Origin of the sequence: Streptomyces sp. NBC_01707 (genome assembly GCF_041438805.1) — a bacterium.
In the GTDB taxonomy this organism is placed as follows: Bacteria; Actinomycetota; Actinomycetes; order Streptomycetales; family Streptomycetaceae; genus Streptomyces.
Window position 1 is genome coordinate 6,399,267 of record NZ_CP109190.1, and the last position, 26,338, is coordinate 6,425,604.

Annotated in this window: 23 protein-coding genes; 7 read left to right on the forward strand and 16 right to left on the reverse strand. The window is 70.7% G+C overall.

The window, feature by feature from the left end:
• Positions 1-56 precede the first annotated feature (56 nt).
• The 12 genes from OG963_RS28750 to OG963_RS28805 all read right to left on the reverse strand — a co-directional run bounded on the left by OG963_RS28750 (position 57) and on the right by OG963_RS28805 (position 14,316).
• Positions 57-1,832 carry an IucA/IucC family siderophore biosynthesis protein gene (locus tag OG963_RS28750; RefSeq protein WP_371799612.1) on the reverse strand — a complete coding sequence of 592 codons (1,776 nt, stop codon included), beginning with the start codon at positions 1,830-1,832 and terminating at the stop codon, positions 57-59.
• Complete coding sequence (locus OG963_RS28755) at positions 1,829-2,380, reverse strand: GNAT family N-acetyltransferase (RefSeq protein ID WP_093776964.1); 552 nt, start codon at positions 2,378-2,380, stop codon at positions 1,829-1,831. The genes OG963_RS28750 and OG963_RS28755 overlap by 4 nt, the downstream gene beginning before the upstream one ends.
• Positions 2,377-3,654 carry a lysine N(6)-hydroxylase/L-ornithine N(5)-oxygenase family protein gene (locus tag OG963_RS28760; protein ID WP_371799613.1) on the reverse strand — a complete coding sequence of 426 codons (1,278 nt, stop codon included), beginning with the start codon at positions 3,652-3,654 and terminating at the stop codon, positions 2,377-2,379. The genes OG963_RS28755 and OG963_RS28760 overlap by 4 nt, the downstream gene beginning before the upstream one ends.
• On the reverse strand, positions 3,638-5,086 hold the full coding sequence (locus OG963_RS28765) for an aspartate aminotransferase family protein (RefSeq protein ID WP_371799614.1): 1,449 nt from the start codon (positions 5,084-5,086) through the stop codon (positions 3,638-3,640). The genes OG963_RS28760 and OG963_RS28765 overlap by 17 nt, the downstream gene beginning before the upstream one ends.
• A 158-nt stretch (positions 5,087-5,244) precedes the next feature.
• Positions 5,245-6,096, reverse strand: a complete 852-nt coding sequence (locus OG963_RS28770; protein WP_093776970.1) for a siderophore-interacting protein — start codon at positions 6,094-6,096, stop codon at positions 5,245-5,247.
• A gap of 157 nt (positions 6,097-6,253) precedes the next feature.
• Entirely contained in the window at positions 6,254-7,288 is a 1,035-nt protein-coding gene (locus tag OG963_RS28775) for an ABC transporter substrate-binding protein (protein ID WP_030923434.1), read from the reverse strand.
• A gap of 114 nt (positions 7,289-7,402) precedes the next feature.
• Positions 7,403-7,762 carry a hypothetical protein gene (locus tag OG963_RS28780; protein WP_093930508.1) on the reverse strand — a complete coding sequence of 120 codons (360 nt, stop codon included), beginning with the start codon at positions 7,760-7,762 and terminating at the stop codon, positions 7,403-7,405.
• A complete protein-coding gene (locus tag OG963_RS28785; protein WP_030923440.1) occupies positions 7,759-8,400 on the reverse strand; it encodes a GNAT family N-acetyltransferase in 642 nt (213 codons plus the stop codon). The genes OG963_RS28780 and OG963_RS28785 overlap by 4 nt, the downstream gene beginning before the upstream one ends.
• A gap of 96 nt (positions 8,401-8,496) precedes the next feature.
• A complete protein-coding gene (locus OG963_RS28790) occupies positions 8,497-9,657 on the reverse strand; it encodes an acyl-CoA dehydrogenase family protein (protein ID WP_093776974.1) in 1,161 nt (386 codons plus the stop codon).
• A gap of 8 nt (positions 9,658-9,665) precedes the next feature.
• Complete coding sequence (locus OG963_RS28795; RefSeq protein WP_030923446.1) at positions 9,666-10,610, reverse strand: hydroxymethylglutaryl-CoA lyase; 945 nt, start codon at positions 10,608-10,610, stop codon at positions 9,666-9,668.
• Entirely contained in the window at positions 10,607-12,700 is a 2,094-nt protein-coding gene (locus tag OG963_RS28800; RefSeq protein ID WP_371799615.1) for an acetyl-CoA carboxylase biotin carboxylase subunit, read from the reverse strand. Before OG963_RS28800 ends, OG963_RS28795 begins: the two co-directional genes overlap by 4 nt.
• Positions 12,701-12,708: 8 nt before the next feature.
• A complete protein-coding gene (locus tag OG963_RS28805; protein WP_093776976.1) occupies positions 12,709-14,316 on the reverse strand; it encodes a carboxyl transferase domain-containing protein in 1,608 nt (535 codons plus the stop codon).
• A 109-nt stretch (positions 14,317-14,425) separates the two neighbouring features.
• Here OG963_RS28805 and OG963_RS28810 point away from each other — a divergent pair, with 109 nt between their 5' ends.
• The 4 genes from OG963_RS28810 (at position 14,426) to OG963_RS28825 (ending at position 16,890) form a co-directional block, all read left to right on the forward strand.
• Positions 14,426-15,034, forward strand: a complete 609-nt coding sequence (locus tag OG963_RS28810) for a TetR/AcrR family transcriptional regulator (protein WP_093776978.1) — start codon at positions 14,426-14,428, stop codon at positions 15,032-15,034.
• Positions 15,035-15,078: 44 nt separating this feature from the next.
• Complete coding sequence (locus OG963_RS28815; protein ID WP_093776980.1) at positions 15,079-15,432, forward strand: hypothetical protein; 354 nt, start codon at positions 15,079-15,081, stop codon at positions 15,430-15,432.
• A 41-nt stretch (positions 15,433-15,473) separates the two neighbouring features.
• On the forward strand, positions 15,474-16,013 hold the full coding sequence (locus OG963_RS28820; RefSeq protein ID WP_030923459.1) for a GNAT family N-acetyltransferase: 540 nt from the start codon (positions 15,474-15,476) through the stop codon (positions 16,011-16,013).
• Positions 16,014-16,110: 97 nt separating this feature from the next.
• Positions 16,111-16,890, forward strand: coding sequence for a phosphatase (locus OG963_RS28825; RefSeq protein ID WP_030923461.1), 780 nt, complete (start codon positions 16,111-16,113; stop codon positions 16,888-16,890).
• A gap of 13 nt (positions 16,891-16,903) precedes the next feature.
• Here OG963_RS28825 and OG963_RS28830 read toward each other — a convergent pair whose 3' ends face one another.
• The 4 genes from OG963_RS28830 to OG963_RS28845 all read right to left on the reverse strand — a co-directional run bounded on the left by OG963_RS28830 (position 16,904) and on the right by OG963_RS28845 (position 21,748).
• Positions 16,904-17,896, reverse strand: coding sequence for a cation diffusion facilitator family transporter (locus OG963_RS28830; protein WP_093776982.1), 993 nt, complete (start codon positions 17,894-17,896; stop codon positions 16,904-16,906).
• A gap of 38 nt (positions 17,897-17,934) precedes the next feature.
• Positions 17,935-18,810 carry an acyl-CoA thioesterase II gene (tesB, locus tag OG963_RS28835; protein WP_030923466.1) on the reverse strand — a complete coding sequence of 292 codons (876 nt, stop codon included), beginning with the start codon at positions 18,808-18,810 and terminating at the stop codon, positions 17,935-17,937.
• Between the two features lie 19 nt (positions 18,811-18,829).
• Complete coding sequence (locus tag OG963_RS28840; protein ID WP_030923469.1) at positions 18,830-19,987, reverse strand: acyl-CoA dehydrogenase family protein; 1,158 nt, start codon at positions 19,985-19,987, stop codon at positions 18,830-18,832.
• A 231-nt stretch (positions 19,988-20,218) separates the two neighbouring features.
• Positions 20,219-21,748 carry a PucR family transcriptional regulator gene (locus OG963_RS28845; RefSeq protein WP_093930513.1) on the reverse strand — a complete coding sequence of 510 codons (1,530 nt, stop codon included), beginning with the start codon at positions 21,746-21,748 and terminating at the stop codon, positions 20,219-20,221.
• A gap of 133 nt (positions 21,749-21,881) precedes the next feature.
• Here OG963_RS28845 and OG963_RS28850 point away from each other — a divergent pair, with 133 nt between their 5' ends.
• From OG963_RS28850 to OG963_RS28860, 3 genes are all read left to right on the forward strand, one after another.
• On the forward strand, positions 21,882-23,348 hold the full coding sequence (locus OG963_RS28850; RefSeq protein WP_093776986.1) for a sodium:solute symporter: 1,467 nt from the start codon (positions 21,882-21,884) through the stop codon (positions 23,346-23,348).
• Between the two features lie 178 nt (positions 23,349-23,526).
• Entirely contained in the window at positions 23,527-24,504 is a 978-nt protein-coding gene (speB, locus tag OG963_RS28855) for an agmatinase (RefSeq protein WP_030923477.1), read from the forward strand.
• The gene (locus OG963_RS28860) at positions 24,501-26,186 is read left to right on the forward strand and encodes a thiamine pyrophosphate-binding protein (RefSeq protein WP_093776988.1); all 1,686 of its coding nucleotides are present in this window, start codon (positions 24,501-24,503) and stop codon (positions 26,184-26,186) included. The genes speB and OG963_RS28860 overlap by 4 nt, the downstream gene beginning before the upstream one ends.
• The last annotated feature ends 152 nt before the right edge of the window (positions 26,187-26,338 follow it).

Genomic DNA, 26,338 nt, shown 5'->3' on the forward strand with positions numbered 1-26,338 from the left:
CTGGTTCGCCGGACGGGCCTGAGCAATCAGGCTCGTCCGGCGAGCGGGGCGACGATCTAGAACCCCGCGATCGGGTTCCTCAGGGTGCCGATCAGCTGCAGTGCTCCCGACGGGTCCGTGAGGTCGACCATCTGCCTGTTGTTGCGCAACTGCAGCCGGTTCAGGCAGGACAGCGCGAACTCGTCGGTGAACATGTCGTACTGCTTGAACTTGTCGGCGAGCTCCGGCACCGACTCCTGGTAGCCGGCCACGCACTCGGCGACCGTCCGCCAGAAGGTGTCCTCGTCGAGGACCGACTCGGTGGCGAGTCCGGCGGCCAGGAAACGGAAGAAGCAGTCGAAGACGTCGGTGAAGACCGACAGCAGTTTCATGTCGTCGGGGACCTCGGCACGGATCCGCTCGACCTGCGGCGGCAGTACCGCGTCCGGGTCCATGACGGCGATCTCCTCGGCGATGTCCTTGAACACCGTGCGGGTGACGACCCCGTCCTCGACGACCAGGATGACGTTCTCGCCGTGCGGCATGTACACCAGGTCGTACGCGTAGAAGCTGTGCAGCACCGGCACCAGGTAGGCGTCCAGGTAGCGCCGCAGCCACGTGGCGGGTGCCAGTCCCGATTCGGTGATCAGCGCGCCCGCGACGGAGTTGCCCTCGTGGTCGGTGTGGACGAGCGAGGCCATGGTCGCGACCCGTTCACCGGCCGCCAGGCCCGGCACCGGGCTCTCCCGCCAGAGCGCGGCGAGCATTTTCAGGTACGGGGAGCCCTTGGCGGTGGCCGCCTCGTACGCCCGGTGGTGGTAGCCGATGGCCGCCCGCTCCCGGATGATCGAGAACCGGGCCGCGCGCAGCACCTCGTCGCGCTCGATCAGCCCGGCGAGCCAGTCGTTGATCGCGGGCGTCGCTTCCATGTACGCGGCGGAGAGCCCGCGCATGAAGCCCATGTTGAGGACGGACAGCGCCGTCTTGACGTAGTGCTTGTCCGGGTTGCTGGTGTTGAAGAACGTGCGGATCGACTGCTGGGCGAGGTAGCTGTCGTCGCCCTCTCCGAGGCAGACCAGATGGTGCCGGGCGAGTTCCCCGGCGAAGGTGACGGCCAGCTTGTTCCACCACTGCCAGGGGTGGACCGGGATCAGCAGGTAGTCGCCGAGGTCGAGACCGAGGCCGGTCATCGTGGCGGCGAACCGGCCCCGGGTCTCCTCGCTCAGTTCTCCGTCGATCAGCGTGGAGTAGTCGAGCCCGGCGCCCGCTGTGAAGGTGGCGCGATCGCGGCGGGCGGCGAGCCAGACCAGCCGGATCGCGCTCGCCGCCTCGGGGGCGTAGGCGTGGTACTCGTCGACACCGAAGCCGAGCCGTCCGTTGTTGGCGACGAAGCAGGGGTGGCCCTCGGTCATGCCCGTCTCGATCGCCTGGAAGCCGGCGGCGACGAGCTCGGCGGAGGTCACCGGCTCCTTGGTCAGTTTGTACGCGGTGCCGGCCAGCGTGGAGGAGATCTCCTCCAGGTAGACCGGCAGGATCTCTGTCGAGAGGCCGAGCGTCTGGCGCAGTTCGATGAAGAACTCCAGTGCGTCCAGGGGGAGTTCCTGGCCGTGCCGGTGACGGGTCACGGAGGCCGCGTCGACCTGCCAGTGGTCGAGCGCGAAGCGCCGGGCGTCGAAGCGGTACTCGGTCGCCCTGTCGTCGCTGTGTACGGCGTAACGGCCGCCCCCGAGCGGTTCGGGGGTCAGCAGTCGCTCGTGGGCGAACTCGGCGAGGGCTTTGCGGACGAGCTGCCGGTCGGCGGTGGCCCAGTGTGCGGGCGTGAGGTGCGCGACGGCGTCGGTGGTCGTGGTCATCGGGCGGCTCCTTCGCGTCGTGCGGCCTCGAACTGCTCCCGGGTGCAGGCGCTGAGCAGGGCGGTCTTCTCGGGCTTGACGATCTCCCGGAGGACCTCGAAGCCGACGGCCTTGTTGAGCGCGTGCACCGCGCTGTTGCTCACGTCCGGCTCGACGACGACACGGCGTACCGACGGGTCGGCGAAGAGTGTCTCCATCACGGCGGCGATCACGGCGCGGGTGAAGCCGTGCAGCGGGGTGTCGGTCGGGGCGACCAGGAAGTGCATCCCGATGTCCCCGGGCTCGGCCTCGTAGAGACCCTTGAGCTCCACCTCCGTGGGGTCGTACCGCTCCATCAGGAAGGCGGGCTCCCCGTTGTGCAGTCCTATGAACGCGTCGTGGTGCGGGTGGGCGGAGATCGCCATGTACTCCCGCTCGACGTCCTGGAGCCGGGCTCCGCCCATCAGCCAGAAGGAGGCCTTGGGGTGGGTGACCCAGCCGTGCACCGTCTCGGCGTCGGCGAGCGGGTCGAGGGCGCGGACTGTGAAGGTGCCGAGGTCGGTGGTCATACGGCGAACTCCTGGAAGGCGATGGACTTCTCGACCGGGTAGTACTCACGGCCGAGCAGTTCGCCGATGATGTACGCGTTGCGGTAGGCGCCCATGCCCAGATCGGGCGAGGTGATCGAGTGGGTGTGCGTGCCCGCGTTCTGCAGGAAGACGCCGCGCCCGGTGGTGTCGATGGAGTAGTTGCGGGCCACGTCGAAGCGGCCTCGGCTGTCGTGGCGCAGCCGGTCGGTGATCGGCTCGAGGAACGCCGGCGGAGCGTAGCGGTAGCCGGTGGCGAGGATCAGGCCCTCGGTGGTGAGGTCGTAGTCCTTGCCCTGTTCCGTCTGGTGCAGGCCGAGGGTGTACAGACCGCTGGACTCCTCGTAACTCGCAGTTTGCAGCGTTGAGTTGGTGAGGAGGCGGGTGGGGACGGGGCCGGACAGGTTCTTCTGGTAGAGCAGATCGAAGATCGCGTCGATCAGCTCCGAGTCGATGCCCTTGAAGAGGCCCTTCTGGTCGGACTCCAGCCGGTAGCGGGTCTGCTCGGGCAGCGCGTGGAAGTAGTCGATGTACTCCGGGGAGGTCATCTCCAGCGTCAGCTTGGTGTACTCGAGCGGGAAGAACCGCGGTGAGCGCGTCACCCAGTTCAGCCGGTAGCCGTGCACATCGATCTCGGAGAGCAGGTCGTGGTAGATCTCCGCGGCGCTCTGCCCGCTGCCGACGAGGGTGATGGACTTCTTCGCCTGAAGGGAGGCTTTTCCGTCCAGGTAGCGGGAGTTGTGCAGGAAGTCGCCGCCCAGGCCCTGGCATGCCTCCGGGACGTACGCGGGGGTCCCCGTGCCCAGCACCAGATGCCGGGAGCGGAAGACGCCGCCGGCGGCGGTGGCCACGGTGTACAGCGCGGTGTTCTCGTCGTACGTGACGGACTCGACGGTCTCGTCGAACCGGACGCTGCTCAGTTTGGCGGCGGCCCATCGGCAGTAGTCGTTGTACTCGGTCCGCAGCGGATAGAAGTTCTCCCGGATGTAGAAGGAGTACAGCCGGCCCCGTTCCTTGAGGTAATTGAGGAAGGAGTACGGCGAGGTGGGGTCGGCCATCGTCACCAGGTCCGACATGAACGGCGTCTGGAGATGGGCACCTTCGAGGAACATCCCGGCGTGCCATTCGAAGTCCGGCTTGGACTCCAGGAACAGGCCGCTCAGTTCGTCGATGGGCTCGGTCAGGCAGGCGAGGCCGAGGTTGAACGGGCCGAGGCCGATCCCGATGAAGTCGTGGGGGTCAGGAAGCGCGGTCAAGGGAGTCTCCCAGGTACTGCTCGGCGTGGCCGGCGATCAGGTCGAGTACCGCGGCGATGTCCCGCGCGGTCGTTTCGGGGTTGAGCAGGGTGAATTTCAGGTACTGGCGGCCGCCCACCTTCGTCCCGGCGACGACGGCCTCGCCGGAGGCGAAGAGAGCCTTGCGGGCGTGGAGGTTGGCCCGGTCGATCTCGGCGGGCGCGGTGGCGGCGGCCGGGATGCAGCGGAACACCAGCGTGGACAACTGGGGCTCCACGACGACGTCGAAGCGCGGGTCGGCGGTGAGCAGCCGCCAGCCCTCGGCGGCCAGGTCGCAGACCTCGTCGAAGAGCTCGCCGATGCCGTCCGCGCCCATGACGCGCAGGGTCATCCACAGTTTGAGGGCGTCGAATCTGCGGGTGGTCTGCAGGGACTTGTCTACCTGGTTGGGGATGCGCTCCTTGGCCATCCGCTGCGGGTTGAGGTACTCCGCGTGGTACGTGGCGTGCCGCAGCGTCACCCGGTCCCGGACCAGCACGGCCGAGGAACTCACCGGCTGGAAGAAGGACTTGTGGTAGTCCACGGTGACCGAGTCGGCGTGCTCGATGCCGTCGAGGAGGTGGCGGCGCTCGCGCGAGGCCAGCAGTCCGCAGCCGTACGCGGCGTCGACGTGCATCCAGGTGGAGTACTGATCGCACAGCGCGGCGATCTCGGGCAGCGGGTCGATGGAGCCGAAGTCCGTGGTGCCCGCGGTGGCGACGACCGCCATCGGGACGTCCCCCTCGACGACGCACTGCTCCAGCGCGCGGGCGAGGGCCACGGTCTGCATGCGCTTGTTCTGGTCGACGGGGACGGAGACGACCGAGTCCGGTCCGAGGCCGAGGAGTTTCGCCGACTTCTGGACGCTGAAGTGGCTGCACTCGGAGGTGAAGATGCGCAGCCGGGTGAAGTGCTCGGGGCGGGACTTGGCCTCTTCACGGGCGAGCAGCAGGGCCTGCAGGTTGGACTGCGTGCCACCGCTGGTGAAGATGCCGTCGGCAGCCGGGCCGAGGCCGATCCGGGCCGCCGTCCAGTCGATCAGCCGGCGCTCGATGAGGGTTCCGCCCGCGCTCTGGTCCCAGGTGTCCAGCGAGGAGTTGACAGCCGAGAGCACGGCTTCGCCGAGGACGGCCGGGATCACCACGGGGCAGTTGAGATGACCCAGGTAGCGGGGGTGGTGGAAGTAGACGGCGTCACGCAGATAGACGCGGTCGAGCTCGTCGAGGGCGGCGGACGCGTCGCCCAGCGGCCGGTCCAGATCGATCGCGTCGACGACCGGGGAGAGCTCGTCGACGGAGATCCCGGTGAACGGCCGGTCGGTGGCGGCGAGTTTGGCTGCTACCCGTTCGACTCCTGCGGTGACGGAGCGACGGTAGTGCTCCGCAGTCGTGTCATTGAGCAGGTGCGAACGCATGAAGGGGTCCTCCCGGATGCGGGGAACTTCATCGGGCCCTCAGGACAGAAGATGGGGGCGAGGGCGCGATGCCGAAGTAAGGTAAGCCTAACCTAACTTCACGTCGCGTTGTTCCCTCGCCCCCCATGGGACGCAGAAGTTGTCCGGATCACATGCCGTTACGCGTCCTCGGTGGCCGCTTTCGCACGCAGCTGCTCCTCGCTCAGCCCGCGGCGCCAGTAGCCGACGAACGTGATGCGCCTGCGGTCGAACTGACGCTCCTGCACGAGATGGCGGCGCAGGGCCCGCACGTTCGACGACTCGCCCGCGATCCAGATGTACCCGTTCCCCTCGGGCAGTTCCGCGGCGCGCACGGCGTCCACGGCCGAGGGTGCGCCCTCGTCCCGGACGAGCCAGCTGATCCGGGCGCGGGCCGCGGTGCTGAGCGCCTGGCGGTCCTCGGTGTGCTGGACCTCCAGCCAGACCCGGGCCCGCATACCGGCCGGCAGCCACTCCAGGGCCGCGGACGCGGCGGGCAGCGCCGTCTCGTCGGCCCATATCAGCACCCAGTCGGTGTCCTGAGGAGGCCGGAAGCGGACGGCCGTGTTGTCCTCGACGGCCGGTCCGAGCGCCTTGAGGAGATCGCCGGGGGCTGCGCCGGCGGCCCAGCGGCAGGCCGGGCCGCCGTCCTCGTGCAGCGCGAAGTCGATATCGATTTCGGTCGAACCGTCGGGGGCGCGACGCTGCGCACGGACCGTGTACGAGCGCATGACGGCCCGGACATCCTCGGGCAAGTCCCGCCAGGCGGCGAACCAGTCGCCGTTCTCATCGACCGGAACGACTGGTTCCGGCTGGCCGGGGTGCGGCAGGAACAGCGACAGGCTCTGATCCCGGCCCCCGGCGGCGAAGCCGTCGAGTCCCGGCCCGCCGAAGGTGATCCGGAGCATGGACGGCCCCAGCCGCCTGGTCCGGAGGACCGTCAGGCCGAAGAACCGGAAGGGGGCGACGGGGGGAGCGGCGGCGGTCGTCATACGAGGGCTCCTTCCAGGAACCGGGAAGCGTGGGTGACGCGGCCCGGCCCGGCCGGGAAGATCCCGGCCGGGCCGGGCCGGTGCTGGGGTGCTGCGACGGGCGGTTCCGGAAGGCTCCGGAGCGCTTCCGGAGTGCTCCGGCGGCGCTTTTGGTGCGTCAGCCGGCCTTCTTGGCGTCCTCGATGGCCTTCGCGAGGTCCTCGAGGATCGGCGCGCACTTGTCGTACGAGTAGATCGGCTCGGTGGTGCGCGGGATGACCTGGCCGGCCTTCACGGCGGGCAGCTGGGCCCAGGTCGGCTTGGACGTCAGTGCGTCGGGCTGCAGGGCCGAGGAGCGGTTGTCCATCATGATGATGTCGGCGTCGTACTTGTCGACGTTCTCCCAGCTCAGCTCCTCGAAGAAGCCTGCGGAGTTGACCTTCGGCTCGACGAACTTCACGCCCAGTTCCTGGAAGTACAGGGTGTCCGCGGACGTCTTGGCGAGCGAGACGTAGAAGAGGTCCTGGCTGGCCGAGCCGATCATGACCTTGATGTTCGGCTTGGACTTGGCGGCGGCGCGCAGCCGGGCCGCGGCCTTCTCGAAGCGGTCCTTGGCGGCGGTGATCTTGGCGGCCTTGACGTCGGCGCCCAGGGAAGCGGCGAGGTCCTCGTGGCGCTGGATCGCCTTGGGGATGGTGGTCTGAGCCGCCCACAGGGCGACGCTCGGGGCCAGCTTGAGGATCTTGTCCTTGGACTCGTCCGGCACGTACCAGAGGGCGTCCTTCTCCCACATGGCGGTGACGAGCAGCTCCGGGCCGAGCGCAGCGTACTTCTCGACGTTGAATTCGCCCCAGACGTTGCCGAGGATCTCGACCTTGCTGATGTCGAGGTCGCCGGCCTGCACATCGGCCTTGCCGTCCTTGGTCTTCGTCGGGCCGAAGACGCCCTTGACCTCGACGCCGTAGTCGTGGAGCGCGGCGGCGACACCGGTGAAGGCGACGATGCTCTTCGGGGTCGACTTGGCCTTCGCGGTCAGACCGCGGTCGTCCTTGAACGTCCACGGGCCGGACTTCTCTGAGCTCGAACCCGAGCCGGAGCCGGAGCCTTTCGAGTCGCTGTCGCCGCAGGCTGCGAGCACGGCGCCGAGACCGACGGCGCCGCCGGCGGCCAGGAGGCCGCGACGGGAGAGGGAGGTGGTCCGGACCTTGGGCATGGGTGTGTCTGCTTTCGTACGCGCCGGTAGGCGCCCGCTGACGAGTTCGAGGGTAGGTTAGCCTAACCTCAGCAGCTGTCCAGTGGGCACCCTCCCCATGGGCCACCGGCCCGGCTACCAGACGAGGACTCCGCCACCGACGTCCTGGGCCCGCCGGGCCGCCGCGGTGATGTTGGCCAGCCGCTCGGCCACATAGCCCTCGCGGTAGCCGCAGTGCGCGTCGAGTGCCGCCGCGTGCGGGCGCAGCAGCTCGCACTCGGCGAGGAACTCCTCGACGTCCTCCGGCTCGACGTACAGGTCGCAGGACGCGAGCTCGGGCAGGAACCGGGCCCCGAGCGCCCGGACCCGCTCCGACCCCCACAGGCCGGTCCTGCAGCTCTCGAACCCGGCCATGTCGCTGCCGTCCGGGGGGTTGTCGAGGAGGTGCGGCTTGCCACTCTTCCCCCGCACGAAGGTGTGCACCAGGAGCGTCATCCGCCGAAGTCCTTCCGACACGCGCCGAGTCCCTCGATCCGCACGTCGACGGTGCGGTGCTCCTCCCAGCGGCCGCGGTCGATCCGCAGCCGCTGCAGGGTCACGGGAGCGCCCCGCAAGGCGGCCACCTCGAGCCCGTCCGGCAGATAGCCGAGCCGGCGCGAGACGCCCAGCGAACGCGGGTTGTCGGTCATCGCCGACGAGGTCGCGGTCCGGGCGCCGAGACCGGCGAACGCCAGATGCAGCACGGCGGCCCGCATCTCGGTGCCTATGCCCTGTCCCTGGTACGCCAGCCCCAGCCACGAACCGGTGTTCACCTCACCGGTCACCGCGAAGTCGGCCGCCCCCAGGTCCTGCCGGCCGACCACCTTGCCCTCGTGCAGCACGGCCAGGCTCAGCACCCAGTTCCGCACCGACCAGTTGGCGATGCTGCCCAGCACATGCTGGTACACGCCCCGGCCGCGCTCGGCGGGAGTCGTGTCGGTCCAGGGGACGGTGAACGGCATGCTGTCCGGGGCATGCACGCCTTCGGCGGCGACCGTCGAGAGGTCGTCGAGCAACTCCAGGTCCGGAAGCCTCAGTTCCAGGCGAGGTGTGCGGATGCGGAGTCCGTAGAGGGGCCAGTGCCGGGGGTCCATGGACAGACTCTGCCGGGGCGGGCCCGGCCCTGTCGAACGAATTGCCCGCCGACAGGAGCCCGGCGGCCGCGCTCCGGGGGGCCCGCCCGGCATGCCTCAGGCCGGCAGCCCCAGCTCCCGCGCGATCAGCATCCGCTGCACCTCGCTGGTCCCCTCGCCGATCTCCAGGATCTTGGAGTCGCGCCACATCCGCGCCACCGGGTACTCGTTCATGAAGCCGTAGCCGCCGTGGATCTGCGTCGCGTCGCGCGCGTTGTCCACCGCCACCGTCGACGAGTACAGCTTGGCGAGCGCCGCCTCCTTCTTGAACGGTTCGCCGTGCACGAGCCTCGATGCCGCGTCCCGCCAGCCGATCCGGGCCATGTGCGCCCGCATCTCCATGTCCGCGATCTTGAACTGGATGGCCTGGTTGGCGCCGATCGGCCGGCCGAACGCGTGCCGCTCCTTGGCGTACCTCACCGACTCGTCCACACAGCCCTGCGCCAGACCCGTGGACAGCGCGGAGATCGCGATCCGCCCCTCGTCCAGGATCCGCAGGAACTGCGCGTACCCGCGACCCTCCTCGCCCAGCAGGTTCGCCGCCGGCACCCGGACGTCGGTGAAGGACAACTCGCGCGTGTCCGAGGCGTTCCAGCCGACCTTGGAGTACGGGGCGGCGACCGTGAATCCGGGGGTGCCGGACGGCACGATGATCGATGAGATGAGCGGGGCGCCGTTCTCCTTGCGGCCGGTCACCGCCGTGACCGTGACCAGTGCGGTGATGTCCGTACCGGAGTTGGTGATGAAGCACTTGGAGCCGTTGATCACCCACTCGTCCCCGTCGAGCACGGCCGTCGTCCGGGTACCGCCCGCGTCGGACCCGCAGTCCGGCTCGGTCAGCCCGAACGCGCCGAGCGCCTCGCCGGAGCAGAGCCTGGGCAGCCACTGCTGCTTCTGCTCCTCCGTACCGAAGTGGTAGACCGGCATGGCGCCGAGCGAGACCCCGGCCTCCAGGGTGATCGCGACGGACGAGTCGACCCGGGCCAGCTCCTCCAGGGCGATCCCGAGGGCGAGGTAGTCGCCGCCCATGCCGCCGTACTCCTCCGGGAACGGCAGCCCGAACAGGCCCATCCGTCCCATCTCGCGCACGATCTCGTACGGGAACTCATGGCGCTCGTAGAAGTCGCCGATCTTCGGCGCGACCACGTCATGCGCGAACTCCTCGACGGTGCGGCGCAGTTCCTCGTGCTCGGCGGTCAGCCGGTGGTCCAGGGACATGGCGGGGATCACTCCTTGTGGGAGAGGGCTCGGACGGTACGGGACGGGCTCGGTCGGCCCAGTTGTTCGGCGAGCCACACGCTGGTGGCGGTGAGCGCGTCGAGGTCGACCCCGGTTTCGATGCCGAGGCCGTGGAGCATCCACACGAGGTCTTCGGTGGCGAGATTTCCGGTGGCGCTCTTCGCGTACGGGCAGCCGCCCAGGCCGCCGGCGGAGGCGTCCACGGTGGTCACTCCGTGCTGGAGCGCGGCGAGGGTGTTGGCGAGGGCCTGGCCGTAGGTGTCGTGGAAGTGCACTCCGATGGTGTCGGTGTGCACGCCCTCCTCGTTCAGCTCGGAGAGCAGGTCCTGCACATGGCCGGGGGTGGCGACGCCGATCGTGTCGCCGAGGGAGAGCTCGTCGCAGCCGAGGTCCATCAGCGCCTTGGCGACCCGGACGACCTGGTGGACGGGGACGGGCCCCTCCCACGGGTCGCCGAAGCACATCGACAGATAGCCGCGGACATGCACCTTGTCCGCCTTGGCGCGGGCGACGACCGGCTCGAACATGGCGAGTGACTCGGCGACCGTGCGGTTGAGATTGCGGGCGGCGAACGCCTCGGTCGCCGACCCGAAGACGGCGATCCGGCGGGCACCGAGTGCGATGGCCCGGTCGAGCCCGCGCTCGTTCGGTACGAGTACCGGGAGCGCGACCCCCTCGAGGTCGCCGAGGCGGGGGAACAGGTCCTCGGCGTCGGCGAGTTGGGGCACCCACTTGGGGTGGACGAAGCTGGTCGCCTCGATGGTGGTCAGCCCGGCCGCGGCGAGGCGATGGATGAACTCCGCCTTCACCTCGGTGGGTACGACGGCCTTCTCGTTCTGCAGCCCGTCGCGGGCGCCGACCTCATGGATGCGTACCCGGGCGGGCAGATCCGGTGCGGGCACCGTCATGGGCAGGGTACGGGCGGTGGTCATGCGTCCTCCCCGGATTCGGCCGCGGGCGCCACGACGGCCAGTACCTGGTCCATGGCGACGGTCGAGCCGGCCGCGACATCGAGCTCGGTGACGGTCCCGGCGTGCGGGGCGGAGATGACGTGCTCCATCTTCATCGCCTCCACGACGAGGAGGCTCTGCCCGGCGACGACCTCGTCCCCTACGGCCACCTTCACCACGGTGACCGTGCCGGGCATGGGTGCGGCGAGCGTGTCGACGCCGGAGCGGGCGGCTCCGGTGAGCGACGCCTCGACGGGATCGTGGTCCTGTACGTGCCAGGTGTCGCCGTCCCGGCCCAGCCAGGTCCCCTCCGAGGAGGCCGCGTGGGTGAACGTGTGGGTGACACCGGCGAGTTCGAGGACGATGCGGTGCGGCGACCGCTCGACCAGCCTGGCCGTCTCCCTGCCGCCGGGCAGCGGAGCCAGCGGGCCGCAGGCGCCGGTCTGGGGCTCCGGTGGCTGCGCGCCCTCCCCGACATGGCCGAACGTCAGCTCGGTGCCCGCCGGGCAGGCGCGCAGTGAGACCTGCACGGGGTCATGGCCCGGCAGCCGGAAGTCGCGCACGATCCGGGCCGGGGTGCCGCCGAGTCGCCAGCCGCCGGCCACCGAGAACGGGTCCACCCAGCCGGGGGCGTCCACGGGGGAGGCGCTCACCGGGGAGGACTGCCGCAGCAACGCCGCTGCCGCGTACACCTCCTCCGGGACCCCGTCGGTCAGCAGTCCTTCCACCTCGCGCTCCACCAGCCCGGTGTCCAGCTCGCCCGCCACCACCTGCGGGTGGGCGAGCAGCCTGCGCAGGAACCCGGCGTTGGTCGGAACACCCAGGATCACCAGCTCCGACAGGGCCGCGCGCAGCCGCCGCAGCGCCGTGTCCCGGTCCGGACCGTGGACGATGACCTTCGACAGCATCGGGTCGTACAGACTGCCGACCTCGACGCCCTCGCTGAGTCCCGAGTCGGTCCGTACGCCGTGGCCGTTCGGCTCGCGGAGGGAGAGCACCGTACCGCCGGAGGGCAGAAAGCCGCGGGCCGGGTCCTCGGCGCAGATCCGGGCCTCGATGGCATGGCCGGTGAGTGTGATGTCCGCCTGCCTGTACGGCAGTTGCTCGCCGGAGGCGACCCGCAGCTGCCACTCCACCAGGTCCAGCCCCGTGATCAGCTCCGTCACCGGGTGCTCGACCTGGAGGCGGGTGTTCATCTCCATGAAGTAGTACGAGGCCGGGTCGTTGCCGGGGACGATGAACTCCACCGTGCCCGCGCCCACATACCCGCAGGAGCGGGCCGCCTGGACGGCCGCCTCGCCCATCGCCGTCCGGGTCTCCTCGTCGAGGAGCACGGACGGCGCCTCCTCGATGATCTTCTGGTGGCGGCGTTGCAGCGAACACTCGCGCTCGCCGAGGTGCACCACGTTCCCGTGCCCGTCGGCCAGGACCTGGATCTCGATGTGCCGCGGCCGGTCGATCCACCGCTCCACGAGCAGGGTGTCATCCCCGAACGAGCCACGGGCCTCGCGCCGGGCGGCCGCGATCTCGTCGGCGAGCAGCGCCTCGTCACGCACCAGCCGCATGCCCTTGCCGCCGCCGCCCGCCGACGGCTTCAGCAGCACCGGCATCCCGATCTCGCGCGCCGCGTCCGCCAGCTGCGCGTCGCTGAGGCCGCTGCCGGACGACCCGGGCACGACCGGGACCCCGGCCGCGGCCACCGTCTCCTTGGCCCGGATCTTGTCTCCCATCAGCGAGATCGCCGACGCGGGCGGCCCGATGAAGACGAGCCCCGCGTTCGCGCAGGCCTGCGCGAACCCGGCGTTCTCGGCGAGGAACCCGTACCCGGGGTGCACGGCCTGCGCGCCGGTGCGGCGGGCCGCCTCCAGCAGTGCGGGCACGTTGAGGTAGCTCGCGGAGGCGGGTGCGAGGCCGATCCGTACCGCCGTGTCGGCCTCCCGCACATGCCGGGCGTCGGCGTCGGCGTCGCTGAAGACGGCCACGGACCGCACACCCATGTCACGCAGGGTCCGGATGACCCGGACCGCGATCTCGCCGCGGTTGGCGACAAGAACGGTGTCGAACATCGTCATCTGTTCCCTCACATCCGGAAGACGCCGAAGCCGGGCTCACCCAGCGGGGCGTTGGCACACGCGGTCAGAGCGAGCCCCAGCACCTGCCGGGTCTCCAGGGGGTCGATCACACCGTCGTCCCAGAGCCGGGCGGTGGCGTAGTACGCGTTGCCCTGCGTCTCGTACTGCTCGCGGATCGGCGCCTTGAAGGCTTCCTCGTCCTCGGCGCTCCAGTCGTCGCCGAGCTGGTCGCGCTTGACCGTCGCAAGGACGGACGCGGCCTGCTCGCCGCCCATGACGGAGATCTTGGCGTTGGGCCACATCCACAGGAAGCGCGGTGAGTAGGCCCGCCCGCACATGGAGTAGTTCCCGGCCCCGTACGACCCGCCGACCACGACGGTCAGCTTCGGCACGCGGGTGCAGGCGACCGCCGTGACCATCTTGGCGCCGTGCTTGGCGATGCCACCGGCCTCGTAGTCGCGTCCGACCATGAACCCGGAGATGTTCTGCAGGAAGACGAGCGGGATGCCGCGCTGGTCGCACAGCTCGATGAAGTGCGCACCCTTCTGAGCGGACTCGGAGAACAGGATGCCGTTGTTGGCGACGATGCCGACCGGATGTCCGTGGATCCGGGCGAAGCCGGTGATCAGCGTCGTCCCGTACTCCGCCTTGAACTCGGCGAACCGCGATCCGTCGACGACCCGGGCGATCACTTCCCGTACGTCGTACGGCGTCCGTGAGTCGACCGGCACGACCCCGTACAGTCCGGCGGGATCGACCTTCGGCTCCTCGACGGGCTCCACGGACCAGGGCAGAGCGGCACGCGAGGGCAGCGTCGAGACGATGTTCCGGACGATCCGCAGCGCGTGCGCGTCGTCCTCGGCGAGATGGTCGGTGACGCCCGACGTCCGGGAGTGGACCTCACCGCCGCCCAGCTCCTCCGCCGTGACCACCTCACCGGTCGCGGCCTTCACGAGCGGCGGTCCGCCCAGGAAGATCGTCCCCTGGTTCCGTACGATCACGGCCTCGTCGCTCATGGCGGGGACGTACGCCCCACCGGCCGTACAGGACCCCAGCACGGCCGCGATCTGCGGAATCCCGGCCCCTGACATCCGCGCCTGGTTGTAGAAGATCCGCCCGAAGTGCTCCCGGTCGGGGAACACCTCGTCCTGCATCGGCAGGAACGCCCCGCCCGAGTCCACCAGGTAGAGACAGGGCAGCCGGTTCTCCAGCGCCACTTCCTGGGCCCGCAGGTGCTTCTTCACCGTCATGGGGTAATACGTGCCGCCCTTGACCGTGGCGTCATTGGCGACGATCACGCACTCCCGGCCGCTGACCCGCCCGATCCCGGCGATCACTCCGGCCGCCGGGGCCGCGCCGCCGTACAGCCCCTCGGCCGCCAGTGGCGCCAGTTCGAGGAAGGGCGACCCGGGGTCCAGCAACGCGTCCACCCGGTCCCGGGGCAGCAGCTTGCCGCGCGCCACATGCCGGGCGCGGGCCTTCTCACCCCCGCCCAGCCTGGCCACGGCCAGCCGCGCCCGCAGCTCGTCGCCGAGCGCGTGGTGCGCCTCCTCGTTGGCCAGCCAGCCCTGAGACGCGGGATCGGCCGCACTCGCCAGCACCGGTGCCTGCTGCATCCGTCGAGCCCCCTTGCCCGGTCGGCCGGTACGGCCGACTCGGTTAATGAGCGTTAACACGTTTCCTTCAGGTTAACGCTCGCTAACCCGACTGTCTAGAATCGAATCCATGACCACCAGGACGGACTCCCCGACACGCCGTGAGCAGATCCTCAAGGAGGCTGCCCGCCTCTTCGCCGAGCGCGGCTTCCACGGCGTGGGCGTCGACGAAATAGGCGCTGCCGTGGGGATCAGCGGACCCGGCCTCTACCGTCACTTCCCCGGCAAGGACGCGATGCTCGCCGAACTCCTGGTCGGCATCAGCGAGCGCCTCCTGGCCGGAGGACAGCTGCGGGTCACCGAGGACGCGACATCCGGCGACGGCTCCCCGGAGACGCTGCTGGACGCGCTCATCGAGGGCCACATCGACTTCGCCCTCGACGACCGCCCCCTGATCACCCTGCACGACCGTGAGCTGGACCGCCTCCGGGACACCGACCGCAAGCGGGTGCGACGGCTCCAGCGGGAGTACGTGGAACTGTGGGTCGAAGTGGTCCGCGCCCGCTACCCCCTCCTGCCCGAGAGCGAGGCCCGCGCCACCGTCCATGCGGTCTTCGGACTGCTCAACTCGACCCCCCACCTGGGCCGCCCCGGCGCCCTCCCGGGCCGTACGGCGACGGCGGCGCTGCTGCACCGGCTGGCGCGGGGGGCGTTCGAGGCGGCGGGCGAGCAGGCGTAGGGCGAACCTGCTTCCGCGGCCCTGCCGCCGGTAATCTCTGCCGCATGGGCCAGTTCCTGCCGTTCCTCGTGGTCACCGGTGCACTCGCCGCGGTCATGGGCTTCTTCACCTGGCTGGCATTCGTGGTGCGCCGCCGAGGTCTGGCCGGCGGAGCTGTCCGCACCGCCATGGCCTCCTACGAAGAGGCGTTCCGTGTGACCGCCCACGACTCGCACTACGAGATCCAGGCGCAAGCGGAACGCAAGGTGCCGGTGGCGGCGCCCGGCGATCCGTGGCGGCCGATCCGTGGTGGGGCCGGTCCGCGGGGCGAGGGCGGGCGAAGCCCTGTGCGGCGACGTCATCGCCGATGGCGGCGAGGTCTTCGCGGGCGGATGAGCAGGCCCGGGCGCGATCGCTGACAGTTCCGCCGGGATCACGGGACAGCCCTTAGCATCTCCGCATGCCTGCGCTGCAGCTCCTCCGCCTCGATCACGCTCCGGCTCTTCTCGCGTTCGAGCAGGAGAACCGGGCCTACTTCGCCGCGTCGATCCCTGATCGTGGCGACGACTACTTCGCCCACTTCGATGTGCGGCACCACGATCTGCTCGCAGAGCAGGCTGCGGGGCAGCACTTCTTCCATGTGCTGGTGGACGGCAGCGGTGCGGTGCACGGGCGGGTCAATCTGGTCGATGTGGCCGACGGTTCGGCCGAGCTCGGATATCGGATCGCCGAGAAGAGTGCCGGGCAGGGGCTGGCCACCGCCGCCGTCCGTGACGTCTGCGGCCTCGCCGCCGCGGAGTACGGTCTGACCACGCTGCGGGCCGTCACCACCCTCGACAACGCCGGGTCCCGAGCCGTGCTGGCCCGTACGGGATTCGTACGCACCGGGGAGATCCGGCTCGGCGGCCGCCCGGGCCTTCGCTTCGTACGGGATCTGCGGGAGGCCGGGGAACCGGCCAGGACGGACCGGGCGTCCCGGCCGGATGTGCGGCGCCCGTAGCGGCCCTGCGGCGTGGCACCTGGGGGCCGTGGGGGCCCAGGCGTCCGCCGTGCAAGACACCCGGCACGCTGCGCACACCTGACGGCACAATGGGTTCATGCCGATACCCAGCCGTGCCGCCCTCGTCGAACACCTCGTCCGTACGCGTATCGCCGGAGATGTCGCGACACCCCGCGACAACAACCTCTCCCACTACCGCAAGCTCGCCAACGGCGATCGCCACTACTGGCTGGGTCTGGAGCTCGGCAACCGGTGGGCCGACGAGCAGGATGTGCTCGCCGTGATGGCCGAGCGCTGTGGGGTCAGTGATGATCCGGAGCACCGGCACGGGCAGGACACCATCGATCCCGAGCTGACGGTCGACGCGCTGGAGCGGATGGCGGCCCGGCTGCGCAAGGCGGCTGCCGGGTCGGAGCGGGTGCTGTTCGCGACCGGACATCCGGGCGGGCTGCTGGATGTGCACCGGCAGACCGCGGACGCCTTGCGGGCCGCCGGGTGCGAGATCGTGCGGATTCCGTCCGGGCTGATGGCGGACGAGGGCATGGTCTTCCAGTTCGCCGACGTGGCCGTGATGGAGCGCGGGGCGACGCTGTGGCACACGCACTCCCCGGCGCCGATGGCGGCCGTCCTGGACGGTCTGGAGCGCGAGGGACGGCCGATGCCGGATCTGGTCGTCGCCGATCACGGATGGGCGGGTTGCGCCGGACAGCGGGGGCTCGACTCGGTCGGGTACGCGGACTGCAATGACCCGGCACTCTTCCTCGGGGAGGCGGAGGGCACCCTTCAGGTCGTCGTGCCGCTGGACGACCATGTCCTGGACCCGCGGTTCTACGACCCGATGACGGACTATCTGCTGGACGCGGCCGGGTTGATCTGAGCGCCCGTCGTCCTCAGGTGCCGGGCGGGTCCGAGCCGGCGGGCCCGCCCCGCACGATCAGTCCCAGCCCCGGCGTCGGGTCCAGATACACCCGGCGAATCGCCGGATACCGCTCCTGCAGCTGCTCCTCCGCCTCCTCGCACGCCCACTCGATCTGGGCCGCGGTCGACGCGTCCCGGAAGTCGATCTTCGCGGCGACGAGGATTTCCGTCGGTCCCTGGATCAGGGTGGTGAGTTCCAGGACCTCGATGATGTGCGGCACCGAGAGAAGTTCCTCGCGGATCCCGGCCCGCATCGCTGTCGGCACCGGGCGGCCGATCAGCAATTGGGCGTTGGACCGGCCCAGCACCCAGGCGACGTACACCAGCAGTGCGCCGATCAGGAGCGACGCGACGCCGTCCCAGACGCCGGATCCGGAGAGCTGACCGCCGAGCAGGCCGCCCGCGGCGAGGACCAGGCCGGCCAGGGCCGCCGAGTCCTCCATCACGACCGCCTTGACCGCGGTGTCGGGGGTGTGGCGCAGGTAGTGGGTGGCGGGCGCGCCCAGACGGGCGGCTTCGCCGCGGACCTGACGCAGGCCCGTGCGCAGGGAGTAGCCCTCCAGGAGGAACGCGATTCCGAGCACGATGTACGAGATCAGCGGGTCGCCGAGTTCCTCGCCCTGGACGAGGGTGTGGATGCCGTCGTAGAAGGCGAACACCGCGCCGCCGACGAACGTGGCGACCGAGGCGAGCAGCGCCCAGATGTAGCGCTCCGGGCCGTAGCCCAGCGGGTGTTCGTCGTCGGCGGGTTTCTCACTGCGCTTGAGCGCGGTGAGCAGCAGGACCTCGGTGACCGTGTCGGCGACCGAGTGCGCCGCCTCGGAGAGCATCGCGCTCGATCCGCTGATCAGCCCCGCGATCGCCTTGGCCACGGCGATACCGAGGTTGGCGACCGCGGCGACGACGACCGTGAACGTGGACTCCCCACCAGGCGCGCTGCTGTCGGTGCTGTTCTCGGCGCTCATGGTGGGGAGTATCCATGAAGGGGCGGGCCGTGGCCTGTTCAGTCCCGCGGGACCCGGACCACGCCCTCCTGGATGACGGTGATCGCCAGCCGGCCGTCCTGCGTGTAGATGCGGGCCTGGCCGAGACCGCGCCCGCCGGACGCGGACGGCGACTCCTGGTCGTACAGCAGCCATTCGTCGGCCCGGAACGGCCGGTGGAACCACATCGCGTGGTCCAGGCTCGCGCCGACCACGTCGCCGACCGCCCAGCCGCCGCGCCCGTGCGCGAGCAGCACCGAGTCGAGCAGCGTCATGTCGGAGACGTACGTGGCCATGCAGACGTGCAGCAGCGGGTCGTCCGCGAGCTTGCCGTTGGTGCGGAACCACACCTGGGAGCGGGGCTCCTGCGGTGTGCCGACGTTGGCGAACGGCGGGGCGCCGACATAGCGCAGGTCGACCGCGGCCCGCGCCTCCAGCAGCCGGTCCATGACACCCGGGTCGGTGAACACGTCCGCGTACTGCGGGAGCATCTGTTCCGCCGTGGGCAGCGTCTCCGGGTCGGGAGCGGGCGGCATGTCCGCCTGGTGCTCCAGGCCCTCCTCGTACGTCTGGAAGGACGCCGAGAGATGGAAGATCGGCTGCCCGTGCTGGACGGCCACCACGCGGCGGGTGGTGAAGGAGCGGCCGTCGCGGATCCGGTCGACGCTGTAGACGATCGGAGCGCCCGGGTCGCCCATTCGCAGGAAGTAGGAGTGCAAGGAGTGGGCCGTGCGGTCTGCGGGGACGGTGCGGCCCGCGGCGACGAGTGCCTGGGCCGCGACCTGGCCGCCGAAGACCCGGGGCACGACCGCCGAACGGCTCGTGCCCCGGAAGATGTCCCGCTCGATCTGCTCCAGGTCGAGCAGGTCGAGCAGGGATTCAAGTGCTGAGCTCATGGAGAAGAACGTAACCGCTCTACAGGCCCATGGACTTGGCGATGATCGACTTCATGACCTCGCTGGTGCCGCCGTAGATGCGGTTGACGCGGTTGTCCGCGTACAGGCGCGCGATCGGGTACTCGTTCATGAAGCCGTAGCCACCGTGCAGCTGCAGGCAGCGGTCGATCACGCGGTGCGCGACCTCGGTGCAGAACAGCTTCGCGGAGGCGGCCTCGGCGGCGGTCAGCTCGCCGGCGTCGAGGGCCTCCAGCGCGCGGTCGGCGACGGCCTCGGCGGCGTCCACCTCGGCCTGGCAGGCGGCCAGCTCGAACTTGGTGTTCTGGAACGAGGCGACGGTCTTGCCGAAGACCGTGCGGTCCTGCACGTAGCTCTTGGCGAACCGGACGGCGGCAGCGGCCTGCGCGTACGCGCCGAAGGCGATGCCCCAGCGCTCGGACGCCAGGTTGGTGCCGAGGTAGCCGAAGCCCTTGTTCTCCTCACCGAGGAGGTCCTCGACGGGCACCTTCACGTCGACGAACGCCAGCTCGGCGGTGTCGGAGGTGCGCAGTCCGAGCTTGTCGAGCTTGCGGCCGATGGAGTAGCCCTCGGACTTGGTGTCCACGGCGAAGAGGGAGATGCCGAAGCGGCGGTCGTCCTCGCGCGGGGCGGAGGTGCGGGCGCACACGATCACGCGGTCGGCGTGCACGCCACCGGTGATGAAGGTCTTGGCGCCGTTGAGGACGTAGTGCGTGCCGTCCTCGGAGAGCTTGGCGGTGGTCTTCATGCCCGCGACGTCGGAGCCGGTGCCCGGCTCGGTCATCGCCAGCGCCCACATCTCCTCGCCGGTGACGAACTTCGTCAGGTAGCGCTTCAACTGCTCGTCGGTGGCGAGCATCTTGATGTACGGCAGGGCGAGCAGCACGTGCACGCCGGAGCCGCCGAAGGAGACGCCCGCGCGCGCGGTCTCCTCGTAGAGGACGGCCTCGAACTTGTGCGTGTCCAGGCCCGCGCCGCCGAACTCCTCGGGGACGTTGATGCCGAATATGCCCAGCTCGCCGAGCTTGTAGTAGAAGTCGCGCGGTGCCTGGCCGGCGGCGAACCACTCGTCGTAGACGGGCGCGACCTCGGCCTCGATGAAGGCGCGGATGGTCTCCCGGAACGCCTCGTGGTCCTCGTTGAATACCGTACGGCGCACGGGGGTGCCTCCTCTGTCAGCTTCGGGCAGCGTGGGTGAGCTTCGGCCAGGGCTGGCTAAGCGCTTGCTCAGTTCTGGTCAAAAGTTACCCGGCAGTCACCGGAGCTGTCCAGAGTTGGCCGGCGGTGGTCGCCCACATCACAGCCGGCGCTCACCGCCGGACCTACCGGCCCCGACCTCGCCGCAGGGCCGGCCGGCCCGGACCGCACCGCAGGGCCGGTCGGCGCGGCCTCACTGCTGTCGCAGTGCGAACCAGAGCTCCGTCCGTACGTCCATGTCGTCCAGGTCCGCGTCCAGCAGCGTCGCGCAGCGGGCGATGCGCTGGCGGACCGTGTTGCGGTGGACCTGGAGGGCCGTGGCCGTGCGGTCCCAGCTGCCGTGGAGACTCAGCCAGCAGCGGAGCGTCTCCGCGAGCGTGGGGGTGAGCGGAGCGAGCAGCGCGCGGGCGTGCGCCTCCGCCTCGGCGTGCGGGACGAGGGCGGCGAGACCCCGGCCGGTGTCGGTGTGGTGGTGGGCCAGCGGGGTGCGGGTGGCCACGGCGCGGCCCAGCGCGCGGGCCGCCTGACCGTCGGCGAGGCCCAGTGCGGTGATGGGGGCCGGGGCGGAGGTGCCGAGTGTCCAGCCGGGCTGCGGGGTGACCCGGTCGCCGCCCGGGACCAGGACCTTGACGGCGTCGCCGCCCCGGCCCGCGTCGACCAGGGCCGACCCGAGGGCGGCGCCCAGCGCCCCGGCGGTGAGCGGGTCCACCGGGCCGCCACCGCTGCGACGTGCGTGGACCACGGTCCAGAGTTCGGTGCCGCCGAGCAGCGGGGCGACGGCCACCGGGTCCGCCCCGAGCAGCAGTCGCACGAGCGCCGCCGACCGGCCCGCTGCGTCGGCGCCCTGGTGCGGAGCGGCCAGCAGGGAGAGGAGGACGACCGCGATGCCGGTGACCGTGTGGTCGCCCGCTTCGCGCCGCCCCGTCGCCAGCGCCAGGACGAGCCCCTGCCCGCCGCCGAGCGCGTACGCGAAGAGATGCGTGGCGCCGAGGGTGTCGGTCGCGGACGTCGGGGCCGGGGAGGCGGGGGCGGCGGTGGGGGAGACCACGCGGGCCAGCCGGGTCAGCGCCGCCCGTACCTCGGGGGCCGGGCGGCGGCCCGCCGCGTGTAGCTCCTCGCCGGCCGCGGAGAGCAGCATCGCCCGGCCGGCGAGCTGCGCGGCCAGCTGGTGCAGCACCGCGGGCACCGGGTCCGGTCGGGCCGCCGCCGTCGCCAGCGCCTGCTGGGCGCGCGTCACCCGGCGCAGCTCCCGGTGCCGGGCCTCCGCCATCAGCCGCCACACCGCCCGCGCGATCGCCGTGAACGGCGTCGCGGGCGGCACCTCCACCAGCGGCAGCCCGTGCCGGTCGCACGCCTCGATCAGCGCCTGCGGCACCGCGTCGTGCACCGGGGTGACCCCGAAGCCGAGCGCCGCCGCCCCCGCCTCCACCAGCCGGGCGACATAGGTGTCCGGCTCCTTGAGCAGCACTCCGGCGCTCAGCAGCAGCTCACCGCCGAGCAGATACGGGTACGGGTCGGCCATCTCCGAGGTGTGCACCCACAGCAGGTCGACGTGGGCCGGGCCCGCGATCAGGCGCAGCCCGAGGTCCTCGCGGGCGAGCAGCTCGGCGAGCGGGATCGGCGGGGTGGGCGGAGCCGACCCGGAGGGGGCGGCGGACCCGGAAGGAGCGGCGGGGACGGTGGATCCGGTGGGGGCGGAGGGCCCGGTGGGAGTGTCCGACATGGACGGTCCATCCATTGGCTACAGCGAGAATGGATAAAACGTACACTTCAGCGCCGCCTGTGGGCCACCTACCGTCTTCACGAACCACACAACCCCGCAATGACCCGCAACGTGACTGAGACGGAGGAAGCCCATGGCTGTCGACTACGCGGTGATCGTCGTCTATCTGGCGGGCATGCTCGCCATGGGCTGGTGGGGCATGCGCCGCGCCAAGTCCAAGAGCGAATTCCTGGTGGCGGGCCGCCGCCTCGGCCCCTGGATGTACTCCGGGACCATGGCCGCGATCGTCCTCGGCGGCGCCTCCACCATCGGTGGCGTCGGCCTCGGTTACCAGTACGGGCTCTCCGGCGCCTGGATGGTCTTCACCATCGGCCTCGGGTTGCTCGCCCTGTCCATCTTCTTCTCGGCGCGCATCGCCCGGCTGAAGGTCTACACCGTCTCCGAGATGCTCGACCTTCGCTACGGCGGCCGGGCCGGCCTCATCTCCGGCGTCGTGATGTGGGCGTACACGCTGATGCTCGCGGTCACCTCGACCATCGCGTACGCCACCATCTTCGACGTCCTCTTCGACATGAACCGGACCGTCGCGATCATCCTCGGCGGCGCCATCGTCGTCGCGTACTCGACGCTCGGCGGCATGTGGTCGATCACGCTCACGGACATGGTGCAGTTCGTCGTCAAGACGATCGGTGTGCTGCTCCTGCTCCTGCCGATCGCGGTCATCAAGGCCGGCGGCTTCAGCGAGATGAAGGCGAAGCTGCCCACCGAGTACTTCGACCCGCTGGGCATCGGCGGCGAGACGATCTTCACCTACGTGCTGATCTACACCTTCGGCATGCTGATCGGTCAGGACATCTGGCAGCGTGTGTTCACCGCACGCACCGACCGGACCGCGCGCTGGGGCGGCACCGTCGCCGGCACCTACTGCCTGGTCTACGCGCTCGCCGGAGCCGTCATCGGCACCGCGGCCAAGGTCATGTACCCGAAGCTGCCCAGCGCGGACTCCGCCTTCGCGACCATCGTCAAGGACGAACTGCCGGTGGGCGTGCGAGGGCTGGTGCTGGCCGCCGCACTCGCCGCGGTGATGTCGACGTCGTCCGGCGCGCTGATCGCCTGCGCCACCGTCGCCAACAACGACATCTGGTCGAAGCTGCGGGGCGTGGTCTCGCGCGGCCGGGGCGACGAGCACGACGAGGTGAAGGGCAACCGGGTCTTCATCCTCATCATGGGTGTGGCCGTCATCGTCATCGCCATCGCGCTCAATAATGTGGTGGAGGCGCTGACCGTCGCGTACAACCTGCTCGTCGGTGGTCTGCTGGTGCCGATCCTCGGCGGTCTGCTGTGGCGCCGGGGCACGGCGGCCGGTGCGCTGTCCGCGGTGGCGGTGGGCGGCGTCGCGGTGATCGGCCTGATGGCGACGTACGGCATCCTCGCCAACGAGCCGGTCTACTACGGGCTGCTGGCCTCGCTCGCGGTGTACGTGATCGTCTCCCTGGCGACGAAGCCGACCGACGCCGCGGTGCTGATCGCCTGGCGCGAGCGGCTGGCGGGGAAGGGTGCCGACTCGGACGAGGCGGCCCCGGAATCCGTGACCGTCTGACCACTTGTCCTCGACATCCCCCATCGCCTCAACGGCATGGGAGGTGCCCCCTCGACGGGCTCGATCCTGGCCCTGTCGTCCTCAATCGCCGGGCAGGCAATCCGAGCCCGTCCGGCGGTTGGGGACACAACCCGTTGTACCCGCACCACCCCGCGTCATCAGAAGAAAGGCACTCCCCATGAGCAGCAACGAAACGCCGCGCGGCCCCATCGACTCCTCCCGCGTCCCGCGGTACGCCGGGCCAGCGACGTTCGCGCGGCTGCCCCGCCTCGACGAGGTCGGCACCGCCGATGTCGCCGTCGTCGGCGTGCCCTTCGACACGGGTGTCTCGTACCGCCCCGGCGCCCGTTTCGGCGGCAACGCCATCCGTGAGGCATCGCGTCTGCTGCGCCCGTACAACCCGGCACAGGACGCCTCGCCGTTCGCCCTCGCGCAGGTCGCGGACGCCGGTGACATCGCGGCCAACCCGTTCAACATCAACGAGGCCGTCGAGACGATCGAGGCCGCGGCCGACGATCTGCTCGGTACCGGCGCGCGCATGATGACGCTCGGCGGCGACCACACCATCGCGTTGCCCCTCCTGCGCTCCGTCGCGAAGAAGCACGGCCCCGTCGCGCTGCTCCACTTCGACGCCCACCTCGACACGTGGGACACCTACTTCGGCGCCGAGTACACCCACGGCACGCCGTTCCGCCGGGCCGTCGAGGAGGGCATCCTCGACACGTCCGCGCTCTCCCACGTCGGCACGCGCGGCCCGCTGTACGGCAAGCAGGACCTCGACGACGACGCCAAGATGGGCTTCGGCATCGTCACCTCCGCCGACGTCATGCGCCGCGGTGTCGACGAGATCGCCGACCAGCTGCGTCAGCGCATCGGCGACCGCCCGCTGTACATCTCCATCGACATCGACGTCCTGGACCCGGCGCACGCGCCCGGCACCGGCACCCCCGAGGCCGGCGGCCTCACCTCCCGCGAGCTCCTCGAGATCGTCCGCGGGCTGTCCTCCTGCAACCTGGTCTCCGCCGACCTGGTCGAGGTCGCCCCCGCGTACGACCACGCGGAGATCACCTCCGTCGCGGCCTCCCACACCGCGTACGAGCTGACGACGATCATGTCCCGCCAGATCGCGGCGGCGAAGGGAACCCAGGGCAAGTGAGCCACGACCACCACGACGAGCGCCCGCAGCTCACCTCCGAGCAGATCGCGGCCGCCCTGAACCCGCCCGCCGGACGCAACGGCGGCGACCTCGTCGTCGAGACGCTCCAGGGCCTCGGCGCGACCACCGTCTTCGGCCTGCCCGGGCAGCACGCGCTCGGCATGTTCGACGCGCTGCGCCGCTCGTCCCTCTCGTACGTCGGCCTGCGCGTCGAGAACAACGCGGGCTTCGCCGCCGACGCCTACGGCCGGATCACCGGCGAAGTGGCGCCGCTGCTGCTCTCCACCGGCCCGGGAGCCCTCACCTCCCTCGCCGCGCTCCAGGAGGCGGCGGCCGCCTCGGCACCCGTGCTCGCCATCTCCAGCCAGATCCCGACCGCGGGCCTGGGCGGCGGGCGTCACGGCTACCTGCATGAACTCCGGGACCAGAAGGCGTCGTTCCGCGACGTCGTGAAGTCCGTCCACACGGTCCGTACGGCGTCGCAGATCCCGTCCGCGATCGCCGCCGCCTGGGAGTCCGCGCTGACGGCCCCGCACGGCCCGGTCTGGATCGAGATCCCGCAGGACGTGCTCCTCGCCGAGACCACCCTTCCGGCGGTCACCGCGATGGACGCCACACCGCGGCCGCTCCACGCCCGCCCCGAACTGACAGCCGTGGCGGCCCACCTGCTGGCGAACGCCGAACGGCCGGCGATCATCGCGGGCGGCGGGGTCGTGCGCTCCGACGCGTCCGGCAAGCTGCTCGCCCTCGCGGAGAAGATCGACGCCCCGGTCGTCACCACGTTCGGCGGCAAGGGCGCCTTCCCCTGGGAGCACCCGCTCTCGCTCCAGTCCTGGCTGGAGGACCGTCACACGACGGACTTCCTCGAAGCGGCGGACGTTCTGCTCGTCGTCGGCTCCGGACTGGGTGAACTCTCCTCGAACTACCACACGTTCAGCCCGCGCGGCCGGGTCGTCCAGATCGAGGCGGACGCCGGGAAGCTGGAGTCCAACCACCCCGCGCTCGGCATCCACGCCGACGCCCGCGAGGCCCTCTCCGACCTCCTCGAAGCGGTCGACCGCCGCGAGGACCCGTCGGCCCCGGACCGTGTCCGTACGGTGCTCGAAGCTGTCCGCGAACGGATCGACGGTCAGGACCTGACCCTGGAGCAGCAGCTCGTCGCCTCGGTGCGCGAGGCGCTGCCCGACACGTCCCCCAGCTTCTGGGACATGACGATCCTCTCCTACTGGGCCTGGTCCGCGTTCGACGCCCGCCACCCCAACACCATGCACTCGGCGCAGGGCGCGGGCGGCCTCGGCTACGGCTTCCCGGCGGCGCTCGGCGCGGCGGCGGCCGACCGTACGAAGCCGGTCCTGGCGGTCTCCGGCGACGGCGGCGCGATGTACTCGATCGCGGAACTGGCCACCGCCCGCCAGTACGACCTGCCGGTCACCTGGCTGATCGTCGACGACGGCGGCTACGGCATCCTGCGCGAGTACATGACGGACGCGTTCGGCGAGGCCACGGCGACGGAACTGTCCCGCCCGGACTTCGTCGCCCTCGCCGAATCCTTCGGCGTACCGGCGGTCCGCACGACCCCGGAGGCGCTCGCCGCCGACCTGGCGAAGTCCTTCGCGGAGCCCGGTCCTTCGGTGGTCGTGCTCCCGGCGCTGCTGAGGATGTTCGAGCCGACGCATCTGTAGGCTGCGGCTCCACCGAGGTTCCGGGGCACGGACTCGGAACCTCCCCTCGTCCGCGAGGTCTTCACCGGCCTCGCGGACGAGTCGGTCGCTCGCCCCGAAGCCGGTGTCCCCGCGTCACGACCCGGCATCACGGGCCGGGAACGTACAACTTT

What these genes read in the sequence shown, in the direction of transcription:
- OG963_RS28750 (WP_371799612.1), bottom strand. Translation starts at nt 1,832, where the DNA reads ATGACCACGACCACCGACGCCGTCGCGCACCTCACGCCCGCACACTGG.
- OG963_RS28755 (WP_093776964.1), bottom strand. Translation starts at nt 2,380, where the DNA reads ATGACCACCGACCTCGGCACCTTCACAGTCCGCGCCCTCGACCCGCTC.
- OG963_RS28765 (WP_371799614.1), bottom strand. Translation starts at nt 5,086, where the DNA reads ATGCGTTCGCACCTGCTCAATGACACGACTGCGGAGCACTACCGTCGC.
- OG963_RS28770 (WP_093776970.1), bottom strand. Translation starts at nt 6,096, where the DNA reads ATGACGACCGCCGCCGCTCCCCCCGTCGCCCCCTTCCGGTTCTTCGGC.
- OG963_RS28775 (WP_030923434.1), bottom strand. Translation starts at nt 7,288, where the DNA reads ATGCCCAAGGTCCGGACCACCTCCCTCTCCCGTCGCGGCCTCCTGGCC.
- OG963_RS28780 (WP_093930508.1), bottom strand. Translation starts at nt 7,762, where the DNA reads ATGACGCTCCTGGTGCACACCTTCGTGCGGGGGAAGAGTGGCAAGCCG.
- OG963_RS28785 (WP_030923440.1), bottom strand. Translation starts at nt 8,400, where the DNA reads ATGGACCCCCGGCACTGGCCCCTCTACGGACTCCGCATCCGCACACCT.
- OG963_RS28790 (WP_093776974.1), bottom strand. Translation starts at nt 9,657, where the DNA reads ATGTCCCTGGACCACCGGCTGACCGCCGAGCACGAGGAACTGCGCCGC.
- OG963_RS28795 (WP_030923446.1), bottom strand. Translation starts at nt 10,610, where the DNA reads ATGACCACCGCCCGTACCCTGCCCATGACGGTGCCCGCACCGGATCTG.
- OG963_RS28800 (WP_371799615.1), bottom strand. Translation starts at nt 12,700, where the DNA reads ATGACGATGTTCGACACCGTTCTTGTCGCCAACCGCGGCGAGATCGCG.
- OG963_RS28805 (WP_093776976.1), bottom strand. Translation starts at nt 14,316, where the DNA reads ATGCAGCAGGCACCGGTGCTGGCGAGTGCGGCCGATCCCGCGTCTCAG.
- OG963_RS28810 (WP_093776978.1), top strand. Translation starts at nt 14,426, where the DNA reads ATGACCACCAGGACGGACTCCCCGACACGCCGTGAGCAGATCCTCAAG.
- OG963_RS28815 (WP_093776980.1), top strand. Translation starts at nt 15,079, where the DNA reads ATGGGCCAGTTCCTGCCGTTCCTCGTGGTCACCGGTGCACTCGCCGCG.
- OG963_RS28820 (WP_030923459.1), top strand. Translation starts at nt 15,474, where the DNA reads ATGCCTGCGCTGCAGCTCCTCCGCCTCGATCACGCTCCGGCTCTTCTC.
- OG963_RS28825 (WP_030923461.1), top strand. Translation starts at nt 16,111, where the DNA reads ATGCCGATACCCAGCCGTGCCGCCCTCGTCGAACACCTCGTCCGTACG.
- OG963_RS28830 (WP_093776982.1), bottom strand. Translation starts at nt 17,896, where the DNA reads ATGAGCGCCGAGAACAGCACCGACAGCAGCGCGCCTGGTGGGGAGTCC.
- tesB (WP_030923466.1), bottom strand. Translation starts at nt 18,810, where the DNA reads ATGAGCTCAGCACTTGAATCCCTGCTCGACCTGCTCGACCTGGAGCAG.
- OG963_RS28845 (WP_093930513.1), bottom strand. Translation starts at nt 21,748, where the DNA reads ATGTCGGACACTCCCACCGGGCCCTCCGCCCCCACCGGATCCACCGTC.
- OG963_RS28850 (WP_093776986.1), top strand. Translation starts at nt 21,882, where the DNA reads ATGGCTGTCGACTACGCGGTGATCGTCGTCTATCTGGCGGGCATGCTC.
- speB (WP_030923477.1), top strand. Translation starts at nt 23,527, where the DNA reads ATGAGCAGCAACGAAACGCCGCGCGGCCCCATCGACTCCTCCCGCGTC.